The sequence below is a fragment of the Novipirellula methanifontis genome (genome assembly GCF_052161655.1).
Lineage (GTDB): Bacteria > Planctomycetota > Planctomycetia > Pirellulales > Pirellulaceae > Novipirellula.
Genome location: NZ_CP197418.1, coordinates 999,958 through 1,023,728, shown reverse-complemented (window position 1 = coordinate 1,023,728; position 23,771 = coordinate 999,958). Strand labels below are relative to the sequence as shown.

19 protein-coding genes are annotated in these 23,771 nt (G+C 54.9%); 10 read left to right on the top strand and 9 right to left on the bottom strand.

Annotated features, from left to right (window positions below):
- The first annotated feature begins 182 nt into the window (after positions 1-182).
- Positions 183-977 (top strand): molybdate ABC transporter substrate-binding protein, encoded by a 795-nt coding sequence (modA, locus tag SH528x_RS03650; RefSeq protein ID WP_442509177.1) that lies wholly within the window; start codon positions 183-185, stop codon positions 975-977.
- Here the strand turns inward: modA and SH528x_RS03645 are convergent.
- The 4 genes from SH528x_RS03645 to SH528x_RS03630 all read right to left on the bottom strand — a co-directional run bounded on the left by SH528x_RS03645 (position 971) and on the right by SH528x_RS03630 (position 6,341).
- Positions 971-2,971 (bottom strand): LamG-like jellyroll fold domain-containing protein, encoded by a 2,001-nt coding sequence (locus tag SH528x_RS03645; protein ID WP_442509176.1) that lies wholly within the window; start codon positions 2,969-2,971, stop codon positions 971-973. The genes modA and SH528x_RS03645 overlap by 7 nt on opposite strands.
- A gap of 212 nt (positions 2,972-3,183) precedes the next feature.
- A complete protein-coding gene (locus tag SH528x_RS03640; protein ID WP_442509175.1) occupies positions 3,184-3,678 on the bottom strand; it encodes a carboxypeptidase regulatory-like domain-containing protein in 495 nt (164 codons plus the stop codon).
- Between the two features lie 100 nt (positions 3,679-3,778).
- On the bottom strand, positions 3,779-4,813 hold the full coding sequence (locus SH528x_RS03635) for a DUF1559 family PulG-like putative transporter (RefSeq protein ID WP_442509174.1): 1,035 nt from the start codon (positions 4,811-4,813) through the stop codon (positions 3,779-3,781).
- Between the two features lie 544 nt (positions 4,814-5,357).
- Positions 5,358-6,341: a 2-hydroxyacid dehydrogenase gene (locus SH528x_RS03630; RefSeq protein WP_442509173.1), complete on the bottom strand. Its 984-nt coding sequence runs from the start codon at positions 6,339-6,341 to the stop codon at positions 5,358-5,360.
- 219 nt (positions 6,342-6,560) lie between these two features.
- On the opposite strand from SH528x_RS03630, the gene SH528x_RS03625 reads away from it, so the two are divergent.
- Complete coding sequence (locus tag SH528x_RS03625) at positions 6,561-7,568, top strand: helix-turn-helix transcriptional regulator (protein ID WP_442509172.1); 1,008 nt, start codon at positions 6,561-6,563, stop codon at positions 7,566-7,568.
- A 292-nt stretch (positions 7,569-7,860) separates the two neighbouring features.
- Here the strand turns inward: SH528x_RS03625 and SH528x_RS03620 are convergent, their stop codons facing one another.
- The gene (locus SH528x_RS03620) at positions 7,861-8,265 is read right to left on the bottom strand and encodes a gamma-glutamylcyclotransferase family protein (protein WP_442509171.1); all 405 of its coding nucleotides are present in this window, start codon (positions 8,263-8,265) and stop codon (positions 7,861-7,863) included.
- Positions 8,266-8,443: 178 nt separating this feature from the next.
- Here SH528x_RS03620 and rsmG point away from each other — a divergent pair, with 178 nt between their 5' ends.
- The 3 genes from rsmG (at position 8,444) to cysN (ending at position 12,242) form a co-directional block, all read left to right on the top strand.
- Entirely contained in the window at positions 8,444-9,109 is a 666-nt protein-coding gene (gene rsmG, locus SH528x_RS03615) for a 16S rRNA (guanine(527)-N(7))-methyltransferase RsmG (RefSeq protein WP_339941179.1), read from the top strand.
- A gap of 148 nt (positions 9,110-9,257) precedes the next feature.
- A complete protein-coding gene (cysD, locus tag SH528x_RS03610; RefSeq protein ID WP_442509170.1) occupies positions 9,258-10,169 on the top strand; it encodes a sulfate adenylyltransferase subunit CysD in 912 nt (303 codons plus the stop codon).
- A 129-nt stretch (positions 10,170-10,298) separates the two neighbouring features.
- Positions 10,299-12,242: a sulfate adenylyltransferase subunit CysN gene (cysN, locus tag SH528x_RS03605; RefSeq protein WP_442509169.1), complete on the top strand. Its 1,944-nt coding sequence runs from the start codon at positions 10,299-10,301 to the stop codon at positions 12,240-12,242.
- Between the two features lie 290 nt (positions 12,243-12,532).
- On the opposite strand, the gene SH528x_RS03600 is transcribed toward cysN, so the two are convergent.
- Entirely contained in the window at positions 12,533-15,445 is a 2,913-nt protein-coding gene (locus SH528x_RS03600; RefSeq protein ID WP_442509168.1) for a COG1470 family protein, read from the bottom strand.
- A gap of 23 nt (positions 15,446-15,468) precedes the next feature.
- On the opposite strand from SH528x_RS03600, the gene SH528x_RS03595 reads away from it, so the two are divergent.
- The gene (locus SH528x_RS03595) at positions 15,469-16,257 is read left to right on the top strand and encodes a sugar phosphate isomerase/epimerase family protein (RefSeq protein WP_442509167.1); all 789 of its coding nucleotides are present in this window, start codon (positions 15,469-15,471) and stop codon (positions 16,255-16,257) included.
- 200 nt (positions 16,258-16,457) lie between these two features.
- On the opposite strand, the gene SH528x_RS03590 is transcribed toward SH528x_RS03595, so the two are convergent.
- The 3 genes from SH528x_RS03590 to tsaD form a co-directional block, all read right to left on the bottom strand.
- A complete protein-coding gene (locus SH528x_RS03590; protein WP_442509166.1) occupies positions 16,458-17,306 on the bottom strand; it encodes a menaquinone biosynthesis family protein in 849 nt (282 codons plus the stop codon).
- Positions 17,307-17,457: 151 nt separating this feature from the next.
- Positions 17,458-18,093 (bottom strand): futalosine hydrolase, encoded by a 636-nt coding sequence (mqnB, locus tag SH528x_RS03585; RefSeq protein WP_442509165.1) that lies wholly within the window; start codon positions 18,091-18,093, stop codon positions 17,458-17,460.
- Entirely contained in the window at positions 18,083-19,120 is a 1,038-nt protein-coding gene (gene tsaD / locus SH528x_RS03580; protein ID WP_442509164.1) for a tRNA (adenosine(37)-N6)-threonylcarbamoyltransferase complex transferase subunit TsaD, read from the bottom strand. Before tsaD ends, mqnB begins: the two co-directional genes overlap by 11 nt.
- A gap of 192 nt (positions 19,121-19,312) precedes the next feature.
- Here tsaD and rpmA point away from each other — a divergent pair, with 192 nt between their 5' ends.
- The 4 genes from rpmA to SH528x_RS03560 all read left to right on the top strand — a co-directional run bounded on the left by rpmA (position 19,313) and on the right by SH528x_RS03560 (position 23,686).
- Complete coding sequence (gene rpmA / locus SH528x_RS03575; RefSeq protein ID WP_339941165.1) at positions 19,313-19,558, top strand: 50S ribosomal protein L27; 246 nt, start codon at positions 19,313-19,315, stop codon at positions 19,556-19,558.
- Between the two features lie 350 nt (positions 19,559-19,908).
- Positions 19,909-21,129 carry a hypothetical protein gene (locus SH528x_RS03570; protein ID WP_442509163.1) on the top strand — a complete coding sequence of 407 codons (1,221 nt, stop codon included), beginning with the start codon at positions 19,909-19,911 and terminating at the stop codon, positions 21,127-21,129.
- Positions 21,113-22,153, top strand: a complete 1,041-nt coding sequence (locus SH528x_RS03565; protein ID WP_442509162.1) for a hypothetical protein — start codon at positions 21,113-21,115, stop codon at positions 22,151-22,153. The genes SH528x_RS03570 and SH528x_RS03565 overlap by 17 nt, the downstream gene beginning before the upstream one ends.
- A 153-nt stretch (positions 22,154-22,306) precedes the next feature.
- Positions 22,307-23,686 (top strand): sulfatase-like hydrolase/transferase, encoded by a 1,380-nt coding sequence (locus SH528x_RS03560; protein ID WP_442509161.1) that lies wholly within the window; start codon positions 22,307-22,309, stop codon positions 23,684-23,686.
- Positions 23,687-23,771 lie beyond the last annotated feature (85 nt).

Genomic DNA, 23,771 nt, shown 5'->3' with positions numbered 1-23,771 from the left:
CGATCGCAGTCCCATTAGCCGGCTGGGCGATAGCTCTAATTTTGACGGCAGGAACCGTGGCTAGTGGCTTGTTGATGTAGCGAGCCGTGACGCGTGAGCGGCGGAGTTCGACGCATTACCCGGTGCCTTAAAGTCCACGGCTCACAAACCCCGCTGCAATCGCTCCTTGTTAGCCCTCAATTATGAATCGAATTTTTTTGCTAGCCGGTGGATCGGTGATCGTCTTCGTCATTTGCCTAGCGTTGCTGTTTGCTACCGATACGAACCGGAATTCGGACCGCGATGTCGATACGAGACCTTTGATGCTGTACTGCGCGGCCAGTAACCACGCGGTGATGGAAGAGATTGTGCGTGATTACCAACGTGAATTTCATCGGCCAGTTCACGTCCAATACGGCCCCTCGCAAACGTTGCTGTCGTCGATTGCAGTCAGCCAGGTGGGCGATTTGTTTCTGCCTGCGGACGACAGCTACATAAAGATCGGGCAAGAAAAGCAATTAATCGCTCAGCATTTTCCCATTGCGGTGATGCACGCCGTGGTTGCCGTCAAAAAAGACAACCCTCACTCGATTTCCAAGCTAGATGATTTGCTGAGAGACGACATTCGCTTTGTCCAGGCGAGTCCCGAAACCGCAGCGATCGGCAAGGTGACTCAGGCAGCACTGAAACGCTTGGGACGATGGGACGAAGTTGATGCAGCAACGATTGGATATCGCACGTCGGTCAATGAGGTGGCTAACGACCTCGAAGCAGGTTCCGCCGACGCGGGCATCGTTTACGACGCGGTGCTGCACACCTATCCGAATCTAGCGCTGGTGCGTATCGCGGAACTCCAAAACGCCACTTCCCAGGTTTCCATCGGCATCATCGCGACGACGAACCATCGAGAAGCAGCGGAGCATTTTGCCCGTTACGTTTCCAGTAGTGCCCGCTCGCGTGAGCACTACAAGAACTACGGCTTTGATGTCAGCTACTGAACGGGTACAAGCTTGGCTTCGACGCCGAGCGTTCCCTTCGCAGCCGACTTGCTTTGGTCCAACACAAAAGGCCCAAACTGACGATCTAGATGCAGCATCAGCACGGTCTCGGATGCCGCAGCCAAGCGTCGCTCGGGTTTGAAGTCGGATGTGTAGATCGCCTTTTTGGACACTCGGACTTCGTCGATCTTGCCGATGAACGGACGCGTGGCTTGGCCTTGCGTATCAGGATCGGCTCCGATGAACAGCGGCAATTTGTTGGTCGTTCGCTTGCCGGTGGCCTTTTTGGAGCCTACAAGTGCCCCGTTAACATACAGTTTGACTTCAGCACCGTCATAAACGCCGGCCAAGTGAGACCATTGATTCACGGGCAGCACATCGGTCGCTTTTGCACTGTTGTATTTACCTTTGAGATTCACATCAAACTGCGGCACACCTTCATCCATAAAGAAGGCAAACTCACTCTGCTGTGTCTTTGCGATCAATCCGCGATGACCTTGGGTTTGCGCCGGGTTGACCCAAGCTTCGAGTGTGAAGGGGCCATTGGGAAGTTTCAGCTCGGACGAATCCACTCGCACTACGGATCGTTCATTAACGACATTCAAACAACGATTCTCGCTGCCACTGAAATAGTCGGCAGGAACGGCGGCCAATTTCATTGAAATCGGAGTCGAGGTCGGTGGCAAATTGATCCGCGTCGACTGGCCAACATAATGCAAATCCATGTGGATGCGTGGGTTGGTCAACTCGGCTTGCAAATCCGCTTTGCGTTGCAATCCGAACGATAATTGAAGTGTTTTTCCTGCTTCGATCGTCACATGTTGATGGTCAAGCGTGGTGGTCCAGTCTCGGTTTACTGGGTCCAACGACGCGGTAGCTTCGATCGGCTGGGCCGAGGTGTTTGTCAACGAGAACGTTAGCTCGCCCGAAGCCGAACCATCGATCTGTAACATCAGATTATTATCGACCTCTGCGGGTCGAATTTTACGAGCCTCGTTGACGTCGGCCAGAAATTCCGGAGTGAATTCGGTCGGATCGATGACCGAACCGACGGGCAGTGCCGCAACAGTGACACTTTCTTTACGAACCGTCACCACGTTTAAATGGTGCAGGTATCCCGCTCCGGGAATGTCGGCGGACAAATTGCCTCCGGTGGTCGCCAAGGTGTAGTAGGCGATCCCGTCTTTGGGACCATCAAAACGCATTCGATGAATGTGGCCGGCGAATACAGCACTGACGTTTCCAGCTGCCTTCAAAATTCCGTGAACTTCATCCCAGTTGCCGTCGGTGTAACCTGCACCGATCCAACGCGGGTGATGCAAGAACAGGAACACGTGTTCGAGATCTTTGTGTTTTTCGAGCGACTGACGCAAGAAGTCAAGTTGCTCGGGGCTCATCGTTTGCAATCGAGCTTCGTTGAACCCTTTTTCGTTCGTGGCCGGATCTCCTTCGTCACTGTACAGAACAACAAATCCCGCGTTTTTGTGCTGGAACGTGTACCAAAGTGGCCCGAAGTGTTTTTCGTAACTGTTTTCATGCTGACCTTGCGGAGCCTCGCCTTCGCCTCGCCAATAGACGTCATGGTTCCCAGCGACGGGGAACCACTGCATCTTCAAGCGATCCATAATTCCTTTAAACTCGGTCATTTGTTCCATCCACAACGGTGTTTCGTTGTAGCCTTGGACCAAGTCGCCCACGGTCATGACGAGATCGGGATCGAGCAGATTGGTGTCTGCGACCGCTTGCTCAAGCACTTGCAAGCCCGCAGGAACACCTCCGGTGCGATCCCCGTAAACGACAAAGTGAAAGACGTCGTCTTCCTTGGCCAATGGCAGAACTCGCGATGATTTGCGAGTCGTAAAAAATTTGCCCGCATGATCGTGACCGTGAGTCTTGCTATGCACATGAGGATGCGGGCCCTCATGAGCTTTGGCACTTGGCACACACAGAATCAGCAGCGAAAGAACGGAGCAGTGCAGAATGAATCGAGACATATTTTTTTGTCAGACCATGGGGAGGGAGGGGGAAGGAATCGAGGCGAGACGCGAGTGATTCAATGATAACTAAAAAATCTTGCTGCCACCGGCGTTGCAGTCCTAGTTTAGCTGAACCACGGGATCGCGGCTTGAAACGAGCAAAACACAGAGATCAATCGAAGCGGGGGTACCCGCCCCGCCAAAACAGCGGATCCGTCAGTCAAAAGTGGCTACGAGGCACTCTTGGTTGTGCCGTCTCCGCGTAGATCAAAATTGTAAGTCGTCTGGGAATCCGACACGTTGACCGTCAATTCTGACTTTTTGTTGTAGGTGACGGGAAAACGCTCGACCCGCTTTACTTTGGGGGCACTCGATTCGGACTCGGACTCTTCCTCGTCTTCTTCCCCTCGTTCGCCCGTACTGGCGACAGTGCTGATTCGCACCGTCTTGAGACCTTGCGTGACTCCAGCCGTTTTGCTGTTGAATTTCAGTTCGTAGTGGCCCGATTCATCGGTGGTGCCGTACGAAAACGTGCGGTCATCCGATTCGAAAAAAACAACGGCACCTTCGACGGCTGCTCCGTCCAGCGTGACCGTTCCGGTCACCGGAACCAAACCGATGCTCGAGTAATCAGCCTGCAGCAATCCGCCGCATCCGAGGGTGGAAAGCACCAGCACGATGCCCGCTGTGGTAATGAACGCTGCGGCTTGTAGATGAGGACGCATTTTATTTGACTCCTTCGCTGAGCAACAGCAAGTTCGCAGCCTGCTGTCGCCCTGCGATGTTTTAGTTTGGTTTTGAATGAAAGGATTATTTGTGCTGTTTTTAGTACTCAGTCACGATTTCGTGTCCGTCGCGTGAACCGATGGCTTTGTATGTTTCCATATCGAGCGAATCGGTGATGAAACGAACTGCACCGTCACTCATCGAGAAATGGGCACCACCGACGTGATAGCTGCCGAAGGACAGCTCCATCAGGTAACCGCTGGTTGTCGGTGCTTTGCGAATCGCATTAATTTGCGCGATCGTCGTACCGACGACTTCAGAGAATTCCGATCCGCCGGTGCCACCATCGCAGCGACACGGATCGGATTGTGGTGAACCGATATACCAGTAATCCATTCCCTGGCCGTCTTTGACAAACTCAGGGTCGGTGTAGGATTCGCCGATCATGATCGTGTTGGAGGTTCCGTCGATGATGTCGCGAAACTTGGTTTTGCTACAGGCATAGAAAATGCCGTCTTGATCAATGTTTTCGAGCCCTTTGGTTCCAGCGACTGCGGTACTCGCATCGTCTGAACTCGACTCGGTACCTGCGCTGCCGCGGTAGCTGCCAGGAACACGTTCGGGGATTCCGTTGTAATCCAAGTGCTCCTTCAGCGCCATACTTGGGCATCGGTAAGTCGGGATCACAGTGCTGGTGGCAATTTCGTTGGGCGAACCATCGGAGTCCCAATTCCCAGGACCACTCTCTTGAAAGATCAGAGTTTGGTACAGGCTGGCTTGCTCAATTTGCGGCAAGATGTGACCGCTCCAAGTCATCCCACGATCGTCCCAACCGTAGGGAAAGACACGAAAGGTGTCGTGATAGGTGTGTAGTCCCAAACCAATTTGTTTCAGGTTGTTGCTACATGACATGCGTCGCGCCGCTTCGCGAGCAGCTTGTACTGCAGGCAGAAGTAGGCCGACTAATACACCGATGATCGCAATCACGACCAATAGTTCAACTAGAGTGAATGCACCGCGCAAAGAGCGGCGAGGATACTTTGCGGGCGTTGGATTCCACTGCATTTTTTCAATTCCGTTATGGGTGACTTCGTTGAAAACGAGCGATCGTTTTCGTTGCGTTTTGTTTTTCAAATTCCGATCACTGTCATCTGATCGGCGGAAGAGTAGAGAAACGCGATGAGGTTTCTGCCAACGAAATATGAAGGAATGATGTAGGCAACCACATCGCCCCGAGGGCCCCCTAACAGCATTAAATGCGGTTGAAACAAGTGCCAACCTAGATCACGCTAAGGCGACGATTAAGTGGAAATTCCGCCCAATAGCTGACGGAGCGATTTCTAAAGAGGGGGCCCACGCCACCGAGAAATAGTCGCAACTTTTTCGCAAAGCAATGGGTCGCACATACGAATTTCGCGACCGAGACCCACTACTATCCGTGCGTTTGGCGAGAAACCGCGGCAGCAATGCAAAGCACGATAGCGAGTGAAGATGTGGGTGATGACAGGGACGCGAGTCTTGGGGCGACGTCGACCCGCACGTCGTAAGTCGCAAAGCGACGACAGGCGTCGATTTCTGGTGGTTCGCTCTCGCGTACCAGTGTTTCCTGTCGTCGCGTTGCGAATTGCTTTGCTTTGTTTTCCCAAACTCCTGACCGTCGTCCGGTTTAGGACGAAGCTCAGTCGCGGTTGTAGTCGGGATCGACCAAATTGGGCGGGCGTTTTCCGGTGCAGCCGGCCAGGCAGTTTTCAACTGCCAATTCGCCCATCTTGCTACGAGTGGCGATCGTGGCGCTGCCGAGATGCGGTGCAAGCACCGCGTTGTCGAGCTCGAACAGTTCCGGTTCAATCTGCGGTTCGTTCTCAAACACGTCCAATCCCGCACCGGCAATCGTGTTTGCCTGCAGGGCTCGCACCAACGCTTTCTCATCCACGACGGGGCCACGTGCAGTATTGATCAGATACGCCGTTGACTTCATTTGCCCGAGTCGTCGCTCGTCGATTAAGTGTTTTGTGCCTTCGGTCAAGGCAACGTGCAACGAGACGAAATCGCTTTGAGCGAGCAATTCCTCCAACTCAACATACTCGACGCCAAGCTCGCGTTCTTCATCTGCCCCCATTCGCGTACGGTTCCAATACAGCACCTTCATATCGAATCCTTTGGCCCTCTGGATCATCGCGCGGCCGATGCGTCCCAATCCGACGAGCCCCAGCGTGCTGCCGCTGATGTCAAGTCCTAAATACTGCAGCGGAGCCCAGCCTTTCCAATTTCCGGCGCGAACAAAACCGTCGCCTTCAACCACGCGGCGAGCCACCGCGAACATCAACGCCCACGCCATATCGGCAGTCGAATCGCTGAGCACACCGGGAGTGTTGGTGACCGCAATATTTCGTTTGGTAGCCGCCGCAATGTCAACGTTGTTAAACCCGACGGCGTAATTGGAAACCACCTTCAAATTTGGATTTACGCCAAGCACCTCGTCGTCGATGATGTCGGTCAATTGACACAACAATCCGTCGACGCCTTGCAGCCCCTCGAGCAGCTCCTGCTTGCTCAGCGACCGATCCTCGTGGTTCATCGTCAACTGCGAACTTTCCCTCAGTCGTTTCATCGTGGCTGGCGGCAACTCGCGAGTGAGAAAGATGCGGGGCAGATCGCTCATCGAAAAAACCTGTGTGCTATGCAATCGGTGGAAGGTAGAAACGGCGTTTTTGTGTCTGCGATATCGTAACGGATGTGGCCGTCGATCCTAGGACAGATTGCCCTAGGGCGGATTGGCAATCGTGGCTCGACACATTCCAATCGAAAACAGGGGGTGACAATCGGAGATTGTCCGGACGCTTTTTGACGATTCTTCTCGACCCGTGGAGGGGGTTTCTGAATGGCACGCAACGAACAACTGATTCGCCAACACAAGTTGCTTCAATTATTAGAAATGTCACGCTTCGGCAAGACGCTCGACGAATTACGCGATGATCTGGTCAGCGACTTGGGATTGACCACGCTGCACGAGCGAACGGTTCGGCGAGATGTCGAAGCGCTGCAAGCGGCCGGTTTCGACATCCAAACTGAAACACTCGAACGTGGCAAGGTTTTCAAGCTGGGCCGCAACAACAAGGGAGTCCACGAGATTGGGATCTCTGCGACCGAGTTGATTGCGTTGTCGATCGGACGTGAATTGCTGTACCCGCTGCTGGGCACCCAATATTGGCGGGGGATCGAGACGTTCTGGAACAAAGTGCGTGAAGTGATTCCCGACGGCGTGTTTGAGCACTACGACCGCTACCGAAAAACGTTGTACGTGTTTGGCTCGCCCAACAAAACGTATGAACAACACGAAGGAATGCTGAAAACGATCAATCGTGCGATTCTCGAACACCGAGTGGTCGAGATTCAGTACGCGTCGGTGGGCAAACCAGTCTCGACGCGGCGAATCGAACCCTACGGGTTGGCAGTTTACCAGAGCAGCATCTACGTGATAGCAACGGCGCCGGAAGTTAAAGAACCAAGCCAGCGGCTACGCAACTGGAAACTCGATCGTTTTCGACACGCTGTGGCGCTAGACGAATATTTCAAGCCCGACCCCAGCATCGAACTGGCCGATCGGTTGGGGCGAGGTATTGGGATCTTTTCGGGCGAATCACCGACGATCGTCCACATTCGCCTGGGAGAAAGAGCCGCCGCGTGGGTCAGCGAAGACCCCTGGCACCCGGAACAACGAATGGAATTGCAGGACGATGGTACGTCGCTTCTGACCGTACCTGCGGCCCATCCCCGCGAAGTACTGCCCAAAGTACTGTCATTGGGCGTGGACGCCGAGGTTTTGGAGCCCAAAGAGTTCCGTGACGCGGTCGCCGAGGCGGTGCAAGGAATGGCTGCAAAATACTAAGTCGGCAATAAGTTGACGCTCGCGAGTGCAGACCCAAAGCTATCGACTTTTGCTAGCGGAGCTATTTTGCTAGGGATGCGGGCTGATGGTTTAGTGAGCCGCTCGCGCGTGAGCGGCCGGGTGTGAGGCGTGAGCGGCCGGTGTGACGCACTACCCGGTGCCTTACGGCCCACGGCTCACTGTTTCAGGGGGTATCACTGTTTCGGGGGTCACTCGCCGTGGACCGAACGTCTTGACGACTTCCGCTACGCTAAAAATGCATTCACAGAATGCTAAATTCGGAACATTCGGATTACGGCCATTGGACCAATCCGCCGGGCTCAGCCGGAGCAATGCGGGTGAACCCGTCGGCGAGCGGATCGGTGGCGTAATGATAGCCAAACGCCGTCCCAAGGGGCTGGTCATCGATCGCGGATACCTCGACGCGAACGCGGCGGTAAAGATCATCAAAACCAGGCTGGTTGGTCCCTTCGATCTGGTCCAAAACCCTCATCACTTGCGGCATTTGCTCGTCCGTGAAGCTCCAGAATTCGCCCAGCACTTGGTCCTCGCCCGCCTGCATTGCCGGATAATCGTGGCGATGAAACAGCGTCCCCCGCGTCCAACCGACTTGGATCGATAATGGAATGCAGGGCCAAAGCGACTCGCGACATTCACCCCGTTTGAGCGTTCCGTAGACGAAGACAGAAGTTAGCATGTTGGTCCATTTTCCCCGCATAAAAGGCGAGTTGACTCGAGAGGAATGCAGGCGATTCAGAAAATATAATCCGAATGCATCGGTGAAGATCCCGCGGTGCTCTGGTTCTCAATCGCGGCTTGATGCATGATGATGATCGTTCCCCTTTATTACCAGTTCTCTTTGCTACTATTTGCCGATGTCATTGGATCCTGAATTTGCTGCTGCTCTTGACGCTCATTCGATGGAAATCGACGAGGTGATCGCGCTAAAGCTGCAGTCCTATGCCGAAGCGATGTGGCGATGGAACGAGCAATTGAATTTGACTCGTCACACGACCTGGGACTTGTTCGTCAGCCGCGATTTGCGTGATTGCCTGCAATTGGCTCCGCTTTTGGAAGCGGGCGAGGAGGTCTTGGATCTGGGCAGTGGCAACGGGGTTCCGGGCATTCCCCTGGCGATTTTGCGGCCTGACATTGAAGTTTCGCTGGCCGAATCGGTTGCAAAGCGAGCCAACGCATTGGGCGAAATCATCGAAGAACTTGGTTTGCCGGTGCCGGTTTACGCCGCTCGCGGCGAAGATTTGCTCGAGGATTTCCGTTTTTCGAGCGTCGTCAGCCGTGCGGTCGGCAGCATTGCAAAATTTTGTCGCTGGATCGAACCTCACTGGGCCAGCGTCGATCGATTGCTGTTGATTAAAGGCCCAAAATGGGTCGAAGAACGGGGTGAAGCACGCCATCTCGGTTCGCTCGCCAATCTGCAACTGCGTCGAGTCGCCACGTATCCGCTGGGCGATGACGAGGCCAGTGAAGGGGTGATTCTGCAGATTTGGCCCGCCGGCCCCCGTGGTGCTCGCTACAACTAGCATCGATCGCGGCACGCCTATCGCTGATTCACCCGAGCCATGCACCGGGTTCACCTAGTCATACACTGGCGAACCTCTATACTCGTGCATTGAACGTGGCCAAAAATGGCCCAGCCCTCCCCCTTTTTGCACTCGATTCCTCGGCGCGATGTCGGACTACAACCTAACTCACCTCAAGCAACTCGAAGCCGAGAGCATTCACATTATTCGTGAAGTGGTCTCGGAATTTAATAAGCCCGTCATGCTGTATTCGATCGGCAAAGACTCGGCGGTGCTGTTGCATTTGGCACGAAAAGCGTTTGCTCCTGCCAAAATCCCATTCCCGCTGATGCATGTCGACACGACGTGGAAATTCCGCGAGATGATCGAGTTCCGCGACAACTTGGTGAAAAAAGAACTCGGCTTGGACCTGATCGTTTACACCAACGAAGAGGGTCTGAAGCTCGATATCAAACCGTGGGAAGACAGCGAGCGGCACACGGAATTGATGAAAACCGACGCGCTCAAGGCGGCCCTGAACAAATACGGCTTTGACGCTGCCTTTGGCGGTGCCCGTCGTGACGAAGAAAAGAGCCGAGCGAAAGAACGCGTTTTCAGTTTCCGTGACAAAGCTCATCGCTGGGACCCCAAGAACCAACGCCCCGAGCTTTGGAATCTGTACAACGGTCGAGTGAACAAAGGCGAATCGATCCGCGTCTTTCCAATGAGCAATTGGACGGAACTGGACGTTTGGCAATACATCCACCTGGAGAGCATTCCGATTGTCCCGCTGTACTTGTCCGCCCCGCGCAAGGTGGTCAATCGAAACGGCGTGCTGCTGATGCGAAACGACGATCGCATGCCGCTGCTGGAAGGCGAAAAGGAAGAAACCCGCATGGTTCGCTTCCGCACGCTCGGTTGCTATCCGCTGTCGGGGGCCGTCGAAAGCGAAGCGACAACGCTGCCCGAAGTGATTCAGGAAATGTTGTTGGCGACGACCAGTGAACGACAAGGCCGCATCATCGATCAAGACGAAGGCGGCGCCGGCATGGAAGAAAAGAAACGCCGAGGATACTTCTAGAAGTTTGAAGAGCGACGAGTGATGACGCTGCGTTAACGCCCATCCGCGAACGCTTCCTCATTCGCTCGCCGTCACTCTTCTGTGTTCTCCCCACGCCAAACTTCACCCTTTCAACTTCATATTTGACGCATGTCCCACAAATCTGATCTGATCGCCACCGATATCGAAGCCTACTTGAAGCAGCACGAGCACAAGCAGCTGCTGAGGTTCATTACATGTGGCAGTGTCGACGATGGCAAAAGTACGTTGATCGGCCGCTTGCTGTACGACAGCAAGATGATCTACGAGGACCAACTGTCGCAACTCGAAGCCGACTCGAAAAAGATCGGCACGACGGGCGGCAATTTTGATCCCGCACTGCTGACCGACGGGCTGAAGGCCGAACGTGAACAGGGCATCACAATCGATGTGGCGTACCGCTACTTCAGCACGGCGAAGCGAAAATTCATTATCGCCGACACGCCGGGGCACGAACAATACACTCGCAACATGGCAACCGGCGCTAGTTCCGCCGACTTGGCTGTGATCTTAATCGATGCACGTCACGGCGTGTTAACGCAAACGCGACGTCACAGCTTTATCGTCTCCCTACTGGGCATTCGCCACGTGATCGTGGCGGTGAACAAGATGGATATCGTCGATTTTGACGAGCAACGATTCAACGAAATCTGTGACGAATATCGATCCTTCGCAACTCGATTGGACCTGCCTGACCTGCACTTCATTCCGATCAGTGCGCTGAAGGGAGACAACCTCGTCGATCGCAGCGAGAACATGCCGTGGTATAGCGGCAGCACGCTGATGAACTTCTTGGAAACCGTGTACATCGGCAGCGACCGAAACCTGCAAGATTTCCGTATGCCGGTTCAATACGTGAACCGTCCGGACCTGAATTTCCGCGGTTTCTGTGGCACGATTTCCTCGGGTATCATCCGTCCGGGCGAAGAGATCATGGTGCTGCCGAGCCGGCAAAAGTCCAAGGTCAAAGAAATCGTCACGTTTGACGGCAATCTCGATGAAGCGTTTGCTCCGCTTGCGATCACGCTGACGCTCGAAGACGAAATTGACGCCAGCCGTGGCGACATGATCGTTCGCGAGGGCAACCTTCCCAAGAGCCGCGATCATATCGATGCGATGTTGGTGTGGATGGACTCCGACGCGATGGTTCCGGGCAAGACGTACCTGTTTAAACACACCACGCAAACGTTGCCAGGCACGATCGACACGCTTAAGTATCGTGTGGACGTAAACACGTTGCATCGCGAGCCAGCACCGCAGTTAGAACTGAACGAAATCGGGCGAGTCAGCATCTCGTTGAGTGGCCCACTGCACTTCGATGCCTACCGTCGTAACCGCAGCACGGGCGCCTTCATCGTTGTCGACCGAATCACCAACGCCACCGTGGCGGCCGGGATGATCTTGGACAAATCGGGCGACAGTGATGCCAAGAGCATCTGGGACGACGATTTACAAGCGAGCGATTCAGGCAACCCCAACGAAGTTTCGGCCGTGACGCCAGCAGAACGGGAAGCTCGATTTGGTCAGAAACCGGCCACGGTGCTGTTGACCGGATTGACCGGCAGCGGCAAGACCTCGATCGCACTGGCCGTCGAACGAAAATTGTTCGAGCAAGGACGTGCGGCAGCGATGATCGATGGCGAAAGCGTCCGTCGTGGACTGAGCCGCGATCTTGGATTCTCGGTCGCCGACCGCAGCGAAAACCTTCGCCGCAGTGCTCACTTGGCACACGCACTGAATCAAGCGGGCATGATTTGCGTGGCAGCGTTTGTGGCACCATCCGAGGAGGTGCGAACGAAGGTGGGCAAGCTGATCGGCGAAGATCGATTCTTGGTGGTCCACGTGGCGACTCCGGTCAATGTGTGCCGAACGCGAGACACCAAAGGGCAATACGCCAAAGCCGATGCCGGGGAACTTCTGAATTTCCCTGGTGTTACCGCAGAGTACAACGAACCCGCGAATCCCGATTTGCGAATCGATTCGAGTCAGCAGAGCATTGATGAATGTGCCGACGCCATCATCAAGTTGCTGCGAACTCGCGAAATCATTCGATAGTCGGGTAATATTAAGCCCACCGGAACAATCAGTGCCGTAGCGGAACTCACGCGAGAGTTTCGATTTGCGATTCACGAAAGCCGTTGACGGCTTGTTGATTTAATCCAAATGCAAATCGCAACTGTGAGCCGTGGGCCGTAAGGCACCGGGTAGTGCGCGGGACCCGGCCGCTGACGCGTCACGGCTCACTAAATCAACAAGCCGTTGACGACTTCCGCTACGAGTCATCCCGATATTTATCCTTCCGACGTTGCTTAATGCAGGCCGCTACGGATCAAGACCTGGCAATTTTATCGCCGTACGGGAATCTCGTAGTTCAAAATTCGCTTGCCGTCTTGTTCGCCGGCACGCAGCAACATTGTTGACCCAATCAGCGTCTCGGCATCGTTCCAGTAGAACTCGCGACGCACCGTTTCGCCTGGCTTGACCGTGATAAACCGCCGTTGATATTGCCTTCCGCCCTTTGGGAAAAGCATACAGTCGTAAGCTTGAGTGATGTTGGAGTGGTTTGTCATTTCCACTTCGACTCGCAGTTGGTTATCTGCCAACAGACGAGTTTCCGTTTCGATCTGCAAACCAATCGGGCCGACGGTCAGCTCGCGATAGACGACAAATTTCTTTGGCGGAATCGTTTGATGCTCGAACTGAAGTGGCAATTCATATTTGCCGACCTTTGCACTGTTGCCCAATACGAGATTGAATTGCAGCGAGGTGCTCTTGCTGGCCTGCAAACCCCACGGGATCTCAGGTTCGTTGAAGGACCAATGTTCTGGGGCCTGAATGCTAAGCGTACCTCCCAAACCCTCGCGTGTCGGGTTCGCGAACGTGATATCAACCGACTGTGTTTGCCCGAGCAGGCTATCCACTTGCTCTTGTTCGACTTCGACTGACATTCGGAAAGCGAGTAGTGTGGGATCGGCACCGGACACGAAGATAGGACGAGGACCGATCTTGATTCGGTGGGCAGCGTGACCGTCGATCGTTTCTAGTTTCAACGGTTGTCGTCGACCCCAGATATCAACCACCTGGACTTGTTCGCCAAAGTAAATCACTTCTTCGCGTTCGGTAGGCGCCCACATCATCACCACGGCGCGATCCGATCCGGCAAAGACGATATTATCCGCTTTGCTTCGTAGCCTCAGCGACCCCATCTGACGCAAATTGCCGATCATTAACGACGTGGTACGCCACGGCAACAGCATCTCTTCGGGGCGTCCATCTGCGGTCAACAAACCTCGCTCTGGATCGCGAGGCTGACTGACAAACGCAGCTTGAACACGGTGTTTTCGCACCGTTGCCATTCGCTTGGCGAGATCCAAAATCCGTGTGTTGCGATCGTAACGGCCTTGATCGATAGGCTCGACCACAACCCAAGTTTGCGGTCCACGTCCGCTGCCTTGTTGCTCTTCCAAACGCAGATATTCATCAAGCTCGTCGGCAGTCAATTCCGGATCGCCCGAACGTTGCACTGCACTCCACGAAGTTTCCGCAGGTAACAAGTCACGTTCGGTCCACGGCCAACAAATCGCGACTTCGATCGGTTGCCCGTAACCTTGCAAGCCCGTTGCGATTGCCGCAATCGATTCCTGCAGATGACTGCGGTCTAAAAAACTGTAGTCATGATTTCCGCCGAGTTGCCACATCTTTACCTTCAGCGTCAGACGTGTCATCACTGGCTCGAGCAAAGGCTGCCAGACCCGCGAATCGCGAAACAACTGAGATGCCACGACATCGCGGCGGCCACGAATATCGTAAAGCGGCACCTGCGATTCGGGAGGTACGTCCAACAACCCAATCGTTTGAATGCCGACGTCCTGCAACCGCGAACTGGCTTCCAAAATTCGGTCCGCGGTCGCGGTATCGTCGGGCTCGATCCAACTCGGAATTTTGACCCAGTTGATACCCAACTGAGCAAGCCATCCCGCCAGTTCGCGCGGCGGCATGTCACGACTACTTTCAAGCAATGTCCATCCGAAACTTCCTTGATTGGATTGACCAATCGCCGGGTCCACCACCGCAAACGTTGTTTCGGTTGCCAACGTGCGCAGATTTCGGCCTTGAAGCGAGGCCATCACGCGATAGAACCCAGGCACCAGATCTGTTTTTTCCCAGTGCACTTCCATGCCACGTGGTCGGCTGGGTTTCGTTGATGTTGACGAAGCGCTCGTGGACGCCACCTCCGTTGCAACGACGTTAGGGATATCTGCAAGTTGCCGATCAATCTCGTGACCATCGACGTCAAGAAGCCGAAACAAAACCTGAGTCGCACCGCTGGGCAACCCCAGCACCGTCGCCGCCACGTCCACAGGACTGCCAACCGTGTGGATCCCCATGGGATGATCGGTCACGAGTTGCAACTGTGGAAAAGGCTCGATACTGATGTCATCAAATCCAATTTCACCGCGAATATCCTCGAGCCCGTCTTCGGCGCCCTCGACAATCAGACGAACGAATACGCCGGTGGCTGAGCGTGGCGCACGGATGCGATCGAGCACCAACTCGGTCCAATCGGTGGTCCCCGTGATCGATTCGGTCAAATGCGTTTCGACCTCTTCGCCTTTGTAATCGACAAAAACAAACTCTGCCCGGGCGCGGTCGTGCCGTAACCCTTGGGTCATCACTTTGACGCTGAACCGATATTGATAGACGTGACTTGTTTTCACGGGCGGCGATTGCACCATCACCAAACCGCCATCCAGTTCGATGTTCAGATAGCGATCCACCATTGCGTCGGCAAGCGATGGCGGCAGCACCGGCAAACTTTTGATGTGCTTGCGTAACCGAGGCCACTCGCGAATGACCATGGTGTCGATGGCGAGCAACTGCTGCTGTGCAGCGGGGCTCTTGGCGGCAATGGCCACTTTGACATATTTGGGATAGCGACGCCCTACGCGTCGCTGCCAATCGTCGGGCCAGTCATCGAAGTTCATGTCGCTGGCGCGGCCAAAGTTCCAAATGTGACGCGGCAACTTATCAGCCGGCACAGCAGCCACGGCGTCACGAGAACTTGATTGCTCGGCCGAGCCTGAAGTCAAGCTGTTTGCTAGCGAAGGAGATTGAGCCAAGACGATTGCAGGGGATGCCGCCACGGCGCAGAGCCCTAGCACCGCTACCATGATCGCAGAAACGATCCGGCGGTAATCGCCATACTGGCTTTCGTTTCGATAACGGCAGAGTAAAATGCCGCCGATTCGAAGGTTCATGTGCAAACGAAAGTAGGAATTCTGTGGCTGAAGTTAAAGTGGCGGTACGATTGGACAACTTGCGAGCTCCATTACGCAAATCACTGCCGCTGGTTGCTGCAATGGGCGCATCGGCAATCGAAATCGACGCGCGCAACGGCATTCGCCCTTCTGAATTGTCGGACACTGGGCTGCGACAATTGCGGAAAATGCTGGATGATCTGAATTTACGGGTTGCTGCGGTCCGTTTTCCCACCCGGCGGGGATATGATGTCACCCAGGATCTCGACCGCCGAGTCGAAGCGACCAAGGCAGCGATGGAGTTCGCCTATAAACTTGGCGCTCCGGTTGCCGTCAACCAAATCGGGATGATTCCCGAGGAAAAAGACGATTCTCGCTACGTCACGCTGCAGAGCGTCATGGAAGACCTCGGTCGCTACGGCACCCGAATCGGTGCAATGTTCGCTGCCGAAACGGGCACCGAATCGGGCGAAACGCTAGCAGAGCTTTTGGATGCTAGCGAAGACACGTACGTCGCCGCTGCACTGAACCCTGGCCAATTGATCATCAACCGCCACAGCCCTCGGGATGCTATCAAGGCATTAGGCAATCGGATTCAGGTTGTCTGTGCGGTCGACGGGGTGATCGACTTAGCGGCAGGCCGTGGATTGTCGGTGCCGCTAGGTCAGGGAACGGCTGATTTTCCGGAGCTACTCGGGCTGCTCGAGAATTTTCAATACCGTGGCTATTTCGTCGTTGGTCGCCGCGACATGCCCGTCGACTCGGCCTACGACGAACTGGCGCAAGGAGTCGAGTACTTGGGCAATCTGTAGGCTTGCCAAGCAGTTGTTTAGCGGCAACAGCACTTAGTCTCTATGCCTCAGCATGGGGAAACTCGCCTAGTGCGTCATTCAATACTGATTTTGGGGGTTGCTGTAGTGGACGAGGCTACGAGTCCCCACGATCTACCGAACTTCAGGGACTCGTAGCCTCGTCCACTACCCCCCAACGTTAAAGTTGGATTGTGCACTAGCTACGTCGGCATCCGAAACACTTCGATTGCTTTCTCAATCCCGATGCCGGCCTCGCGTGCTCGTCGCGATAGAATAGTGATCGCGTGACGCCCCACGTCCCCTAAGTCGAGCGTCCAATCGTTGACGTACAAATCGACGTGCTTCATTAACACTTCGTCACTGAACTCTTGAGCGTGTTTTCGCATGGTCGGCAGCGGGGCGTCGCGGTCGGCCATGGCAAAGGCGATCGAATCGTGGATGACTTGCTGGACTTTCGCAGTCACCTCGGGTGGCAGGACTCGGCGAGCCACGATGCCGCCCAACGGCAGCGGCGTGGTCGATTCGGTTTCCCACCGCTCACCCAAATCTTCGACGCGGCCGAGCCCTTGGTCTTGCCACGTAAAGCGGCCCTCGTGAATACAGACGCCAAAGTCAGCTTCACCACGCTGCAACATCGGCATGATTTCGGAAAAGACAACCTGCTTGATGTTTGCCGCCTTCGGATGAAAGATTTTCAGCAGTAGCGTCGCCGTCGTATGCTCCCCTGGGCAAAGCGTCGTTTTATTTTCGTCCTCGGGGGTGCCTGCATCATCGGGCGATGCGGATAGCAGCAGCGGGCCAACGCCAAACCCCATCGCCGATCCGCTGGGCAGCACCACGGTCTCTTCGCTAAGTAGTAATGCCGCATGAAAGCTGGTTTTGGCTACGTCAAACTCGTTGCGAAACAGCCCATCGTTAAGCTGTTGGATATCCAACAGGCGAACATGAAAATCGAGGCCACGCCAATCGACCAACCGGTTCATCAGGGCATGAAACGCAAACGTGTCGTTGGGGCATGTCGAAATGCCAAGTTCAATCGGTCGATTCACGTGGGGGTCTCTCTGAATAGCGTTTTTCACAAGCGATGCTTGCCGGATCCTATAGCATAACGAGCTCACGAAGTAGTGTCGCTGATCGCTCCACGATCTTGCGTTTTCATTTTCGCCTTCGTTTTACGTTTTCGTTTTGATCGCGGGGCGATCAACGACTATCTAATAGCCGAATCACGAGTTCTGCGGCGGCTTGCAGTGCCTTGTCGATTTGCCATCGCGAATGATCACGGTCGCCGACGTCGTTTGATATCCCGCGAACCACCTCTAACGGTACGCTGTGCATCTGGCATGCCATCGCCACACCAAAGGCTTCCATATCTTCGGCGACCACATCGGGATACCGCTCTGCCCGAGCATCCGCTTCGCTCACCGACTGCGACGCCGCACACACACTCAGCAACTGCCCCTCCGCCACATCGGACATGTCGCCCCATCCGCCGAACTCGATCGCGTCCCCGATGTCGGCAAAGTGAGCCCAACCGATATCCGACGCAGAGCGAAATGTCTCACCGGCGCCGACTCCGATTCCGTCACACGTGACTTTCCTGAACCGATACGCAGACCCGACATCGCCGCGACCGGAGAACACTCCTGCGATTCCAACCAATATGATCCGTTTAGGGCGGTACTTCGCAATTAGCAGTGAAGTTCTTGCGGCGGCAGCGATCTGTCCAAAACCACACAATTCGGTCGCCCAAAGATTTCCAATCGCAGACGCATCCAGTTGCGACACGATTTTATCGCGTTCGATCGCGGTTGGGATCAGCAATAAATTAGAAGCCACGCTGTAACCCGGGAGTAATATCGATATCAAAGGAGGCAAAATCGCCGCGTCGAATTTTCTCCAACGCAATCGCACCCATCACTGCATTGTCGGTGCACAAATCCGGTGGGGCAATCGTCAATTCGAAGTGATCTTTGTTAGCGGCGTTTTCGAATTGTTGACGCAAATAGCCATTGGCTGCGACACCGCCGCCAATGATCAACTGCTTGCACTTGTACTGTTTCAGTGCTCGACGACTCTTGCTGACCAACACGTCGACAACCGCGGTTTCAAATGACGCGCAAACATCCGCTTTAACCTGATCATCGATTTGCAGTTTTGCAAAGTCCTGTTGCCCCGGGCCGGTGATCGCATACCGCACCGCCGTCTTCAGACCACTAAAGCTAAAATTGAAATGCTTTTCATGGATCATCGAGCGTGGAAAAGCATAGGCGTCTCGCTTACCTTTGGCCGCCAACTTTGAAACCTCGGGTCCACCGGGGAACCCTAGACTCAACATCGCACCGACTTTGTCAAACGCTTCGCCCGCAGCATCGTCGATCGTACCACCAAGGTACTCGAGGTCCAGCGGACTGGTGCAGTAATACAAACTGGTATGCCCGCCGCTGACGATCAAACCGACGCACGGATAGACCGACGATTCACTCGATAACTGGCACGCGTACAAGTGAGCGTGCAGGTGATTCAGCGAGACGAGCGGTTTCTGCCAGGCGATCGCCAGGGTCTTAGCGGCGACAACACCGACTAGCAGCGAACCGGCTAATCCAGGCCGATCGGCGACCGCGATCGCGGTCAAATCGTCGGGTGAGACATTGGCTTGCCGAATCGCGGTGTCGATTACCGGCAAAATTCGCTCCAAATGAGCACGGGCGGCGACCTCGGGAACCACCCCGCGAAACTGCTCGTGAAGTGCCTCCTGAGTCGCGATACACTGGCCCATCACCGCCCCATCGTCGCTGATCACGGCAGCAGCGGTCTCGTCACAAGTCGATTCGATCGTCAAAATGGGCAAATTAGAGTCCGCCAAAAAACCCGTCCGAAGAGGGGTCGCGAGTGTGGTTTTGCGACAAATAAGCGTGCCAGCCGCGATTGTCCGCATAAAAAGAGATCTAAATCCTAAAACTAGCGTGAATCCTGCGGTAGGCCTGCCTTGATCGATTGGCGGCGGGTTGCTACATTTCGTGGCTCAAAACACGCTAAAAACCCCCAGGTGGTACTGATGGCACATAAGAAAGGGCAGGGCTCCAGCCGAAACGGTCGCGATTCGAACGCTCAGCGACGTGGAGTCAAGAAGTTTGGTGGCGAAGCCGTCCGCGCGGGCAACATCCTTGTTCGTCAAGTTGGCACCAAGTTCCACGCTGGAAAAGGTGTTGGGCAAGGCAAAGATTACACATTGTTCGCATTGGTCGACGGCAAGGTCATGTTTGACCGCGAAGGCCGCCGTATCAATATCGTCACCGAGTAAAGTCAAAACGAGTCAATCAACGGCAAGATCGCTGCGACTTCGCTCGCAGTCACTCGCTGCTGAATTGACCGCAAACGCCTGCGCGCAGGCACCACTGAACAAGCCCAAGGCAAAGCGTACGACGCAGCCTTGGGTTTTTTCGTGCCCAGACAACTTTGCAGCAACGGGCATCTCTACAGTGACCGGCATCTCTGCAGGCGGGTGAACGCAGATCCGCTATAATAAATTGGAATGTCTCGTCGCTGGACACCCGACTGAAATCCCCCGAGCGCAGCGGCACCCTCAATCTCGCTCGATCTTTAACCGGGCCAATCTCCAGACGGGCCAATTTCCAGGCGGGGCTAACGGCGATGACATCCGACCCATCGAAAACAGGCCCGTCGAGAACAGGCTCGCCGCAATCAAGACATGCGGGCAGCCAAACGTCGACGAACGTGGCAGTGTCGCTGGCCGTTGTGATCGCATGCCTCGTGGGCATTGCCACGTTCAACGTGACGAAGACGCCAAAGATTGAACCGGTCACCCGCAACGAATTTGATGTCATCGTTCCTAAGGTTCTCGAACCTTCTCGCGATGTGGTCCGTGCCGCGTTCTTTGATCGCGAAGTCGAGCCGGAGATCACAAAGACCGACCGGCTGAATCGTGAAGCGGCCGATCGTTGTATCCAGCGAATCGGACTACTGATCCGCCGCTACCATCGCGGCGTGACCCCGTTTGTCAATGACTTGACCAGCATCTCGACTCGCTTGGGAATCGTCAAACGAATGCCAGGCGATTGGTGGCAAGAAGACAATCGCATCCAAGACTATGTCGCGGTGAAGTTTGAAAAGCATCTGTTTTCGGAACAGGTTCTGACGGACGACATTGCCGCGATCCTCGATGACTTTCGCAAAGAGATCGATGCCAATCAGAAGCGCATGCTGGTCAATGTGCACGCGTCGCTCGAAGTGGCGGACCTTCCCGAAGTCCAACTCGATCAATATGAAACGTTCTATGAATCGATCTCGCATCAGTTGCAATCTTTCTCGGCCGAGCAGGGTGCGACGAGCGTCTATAACGCGATCGTCGTGATTTTGATCAGTGAAGCCGGCAGCTATGCGGCCACCACCATCGTCGCTGGACTGCTGGCACGTTTTTCCGCAACCGCCGCCGTCGGTGCCGCCGCAGGTGCCGGAACCGCTGCGGGTGCTGCGGCAACAGGTGCCGGTGGCGGAAGCTTTGTCGGTCCGGTGGGAACCGTCGTCGGGCTGGGCGTTGGATTGGCCGTCGGCTTGATCATTGATTGGTGGATGACTGAAAAATTCGAGAGCAAAGTCAGCGAGCAGCTGCACGATTATCTCGACATGCTCGAAGCAACCTTGTTAGACGGTGCTCCACATAAATCCAATATTGATTCGCTCACGACGCAACCCGGCGGGGCCGCTGCAACGCGCGGCCTCGGTTCGATCGACAACGCCAGCGGATTAAAAGCAACCCTGCCGCTCGTGTGTGACCAGTTACTGAACGCCTACCGCGACCAATTCTTTACCAAAATCGTTTCCCCAGGTGTAACTCATGACGAAGCTCTTTAACGCCTCGCGTTCCAATGTTTGCAGCTACACGATGGCGGCATTGTTCATCATGTTCATGATGGGAACGGGTCGGAACGCCACAGCGCAGGGATTGACGGCAAGCTCGATCCCCACCTCGGTGGTCAAAGCCGTCGTCAAATACTTTGGCAAAGAAGGGGCCGAACAAGCGACCGAGTTTCTAGCCAAAAGTGCCAGCAAAGAAGTGATGGAACGTGTCGCAACGATGGCGGCACGCGAAGGGGGTGAAGAAGCGGTCGAGCAGGTTGCCAAGCTGACCGCCAAGCACGGCCCGGAAGTGCTACGGGCTCTGGACAACAGCGCGGCGGTGTTGCCCGTTATGAAAGCACTCGATGAGATCCCGGCATCGCAAGTCCGTGCGGCACTGGGTAAACTTGCCGCGGGCGAATCAGGAAAAGCACTCAGCACCGCGGTCACTCGCTATGGTGCCAAGGCAATAGAGACCGAACTGAAACATCCCGGCGCCGGACTGGTGCTATTAAAACATTTTGGCGACGACGGAGCCGAACTGGCCAGCAAAATGACGAGCGATCAAGCGATCGTGATCGCGCGTCATGCCGACGAAATTGCGGCGTTGCCCGCCGCACAACGAACCGGCGTGCTATCGCTGATCCGCAACGATACTGAAAAAGTCGTCGCGTTTGCGGGACGTTTCATCGAAGCGAACCCAGGCAAATCGCTGTTCACGGTCGCCACCACGACGATCATCTTGGCCGAACCGGAACGCATTCTCGGCGGTGACGAAGTCGTTTTTGATGCCGACGGGAACCCGATCGTGGTCTCCAAGGCGGGCATCGTAGGCCGATCAATCGAATCGACCGGCAAAGCAGCCGAACACATTTCAAACAATTTTGTGCAACCGCTGTTCTATGCCGCACTCGCCTTCGCAGGAACGTTCGCCGCTTTGTGGATCATGCTAAAGCTATGGCACACTCACAAGCGAGAAAAGCAGTTAACCGAACAAGCGATGCTTAAAAATCTGCCTTCCGAAGATCAGGCATCATGATCGAGTAAACTTGTTGTTTCCTCCATCGTCCAGTCCTGCGTCGCCCCCTTTCGATTTCTTTTCAGTGAGTCGCAACTAATGAATCGCATTTCACTATCGCTCCATTGTTCCCTACTCATTGCAATCGTCCTCATCGCGCAATCACTTGCGACGATGCAAAACGCGAATGCCGACGACCGCCCTAATATCGTTGTTCTTCTCTGCGATGACCTGGGTTACGGCGACATCCAGTGCTACGGTCACCCTCACATCAAAACCCCCAATCTCGATCAGCTGGCCAATGGCGGCATCCGCTTCACGGATTTCTATTCTGCCGCCCCTGTTTGCTCACCTTCTCGGGTTGGCCTACTGACGGGTCGCAGCCCCAACCGCGCGGGCGTCTACGACTGGATCCCTGAATCCAGTGCCCCACAACCCGATCGCCGCGACCAAGTCCACATGCAAGCCGACGAGGTGGCCATTCCGATGTTGTTAAAACAAGCGGGCTATGCAACCTGCATGGCAGGCAAATGGCATTGCAACAGCCAGTTCAATTCAGCGGAGCAACCTCAGCCTGGCGACTTTGGTTTCGACCACTGGCTCGCCACCCAGAACAACGCAGCACCGTCGCATGACTCGCCTAAAAACTTCGTTCGCAACGGCACTCCGATCGGCAACACTGACGAATTCAGCTGCCAAATCGTTGTGGATGAAGCCATTGATTGGCTAAAGTCCGCGGACAAAACACAACCCTTCTTTTTGTACGCAGCCTTTCACGAACCCCACGAGCCGGTCGCATCTCCGCAATCGCTAGTAGATCAATATCGCGACGTGGCTGTGAATGAAAATGAGGCTCAGTATTTTGCCAATGTTACTAATGTCGACATCGCGGTCGGGCGACTTATCGATTCACTTGAAAAGCTCGAATTACGTAAAAACACCTTGATCATCTTCACGTCCGACAACGGTCCGGAAACCCTCAACCGTTATCCCAACGCAAAACGATCTTACGGACGCCCTGGGCCGCTGCGAGGCATGAAACTGCACACCACCGACGCTGGATTTCGTGTTGCCGGAATCATCAACTGGCCAGCAAAAATCCAAGCCGGGCAAGTCAGCACGACGCCACTTTCCTCGCTCGATTTTCTGCCGACGTTTTGCTCACTCGCCGGCGTCACCCCTCCCGAGGACCTCGAACTTGACGGTGCATCGTTCTCGGCTTGGCTAGATGGCGAGCCATTTGTTCGCAGCAAACCGCTGGTCTGGGCCTACTACAACGCAATCAACGAAGCCCGCGTCGCGATGCGGGATGGCAAGTGGAAAGTGCTGGCAAAGCTTGATGGCGGCGACTTCCCAAAATTGCAAAACGTCACTCGCAAATCAGCTGCGATGCTCGCCAAAGCGAAACTTACTGATATCGAAATCTACGACATTTCCAAAGACATTGGCGAAACCAATAACCTCGCCAGCGAAAATCCTGAGTTCACTGAAACGATGACACAAAAGTTGCGAACTGAATACCAGGAACTGCTCGACGGATCTCATGTCTGGTAACCCTCGTTGAGATCAGAAACCTGGCTGTCACCGGGTTTCCAACATTGCAAATTCAGTGTCTGCCGACGCGGTTGATCCCAAACAG

Excerpts from the sequence above, each read along its gene's own strand:
- modA (WP_442509177.1), top strand. The coding sequence starts at position 183 with ATGAATCGAATTTTTTTGCTAGCCGGTGGATCGGTGATCGTCTTCGTC.
- SH528x_RS03645 (WP_442509176.1), bottom strand. The coding sequence starts at position 2,971 with ATGTCTCGATTCATTCTGCACTGCTCCGTTCTTTCGCTGCTGATTCTG.
- SH528x_RS03640 (WP_442509175.1), bottom strand. The coding sequence starts at position 3,678 with ATGCGTCCTCATCTACAAGCCGCAGCGTTCATTACCACAGCGGGCATC.
- SH528x_RS03630 (WP_442509173.1), bottom strand. The coding sequence starts at position 6,341 with ATGAGCGATCTGCCCCGCATCTTTCTCACTCGCGAGTTGCCGCCAGCC.
- SH528x_RS03625 (WP_442509172.1), top strand. The coding sequence starts at position 6,561 with ATGGCACGCAACGAACAACTGATTCGCCAACACAAGTTGCTTCAATTA.
- SH528x_RS03620 (WP_442509171.1), bottom strand. The coding sequence starts at position 8,265 with ATGCTAACTTCTGTCTTCGTCTACGGAACGCTCAAACGGGGTGAATGT.
- rsmG (WP_339941179.1), top strand. The coding sequence starts at position 8,444 with ATGTCATTGGATCCTGAATTTGCTGCTGCTCTTGACGCTCATTCGATG.
- cysD (WP_442509170.1), top strand. The coding sequence starts at position 9,258 with ATGTCGGACTACAACCTAACTCACCTCAAGCAACTCGAAGCCGAGAGC.
- cysN (WP_442509169.1), top strand. The coding sequence starts at position 10,299 with ATGTCCCACAAATCTGATCTGATCGCCACCGATATCGAAGCCTACTTG.
- SH528x_RS03600 (WP_442509168.1), bottom strand. The coding sequence starts at position 15,445 with ATGAACCTTCGAATCGGCGGCATTTTACTCTGCCGTTATCGAAACGAA.
- rpmA (WP_339941165.1), top strand. The coding sequence starts at position 19,313 with ATGGCACATAAGAAAGGGCAGGGCTCCAGCCGAAACGGTCGCGATTCG.
- SH528x_RS03570 (WP_442509163.1), top strand. The coding sequence starts at position 19,909 with ATGACATCCGACCCATCGAAAACAGGCCCGTCGAGAACAGGCTCGCCG.
- SH528x_RS03565 (WP_442509162.1), top strand. The coding sequence starts at position 21,113 with ATGACGAAGCTCTTTAACGCCTCGCGTTCCAATGTTTGCAGCTACACG.
- SH528x_RS03560 (WP_442509161.1), top strand. The coding sequence starts at position 22,307 with ATGCAAAACGCGAATGCCGACGACCGCCCTAATATCGTTGTTCTTCTC.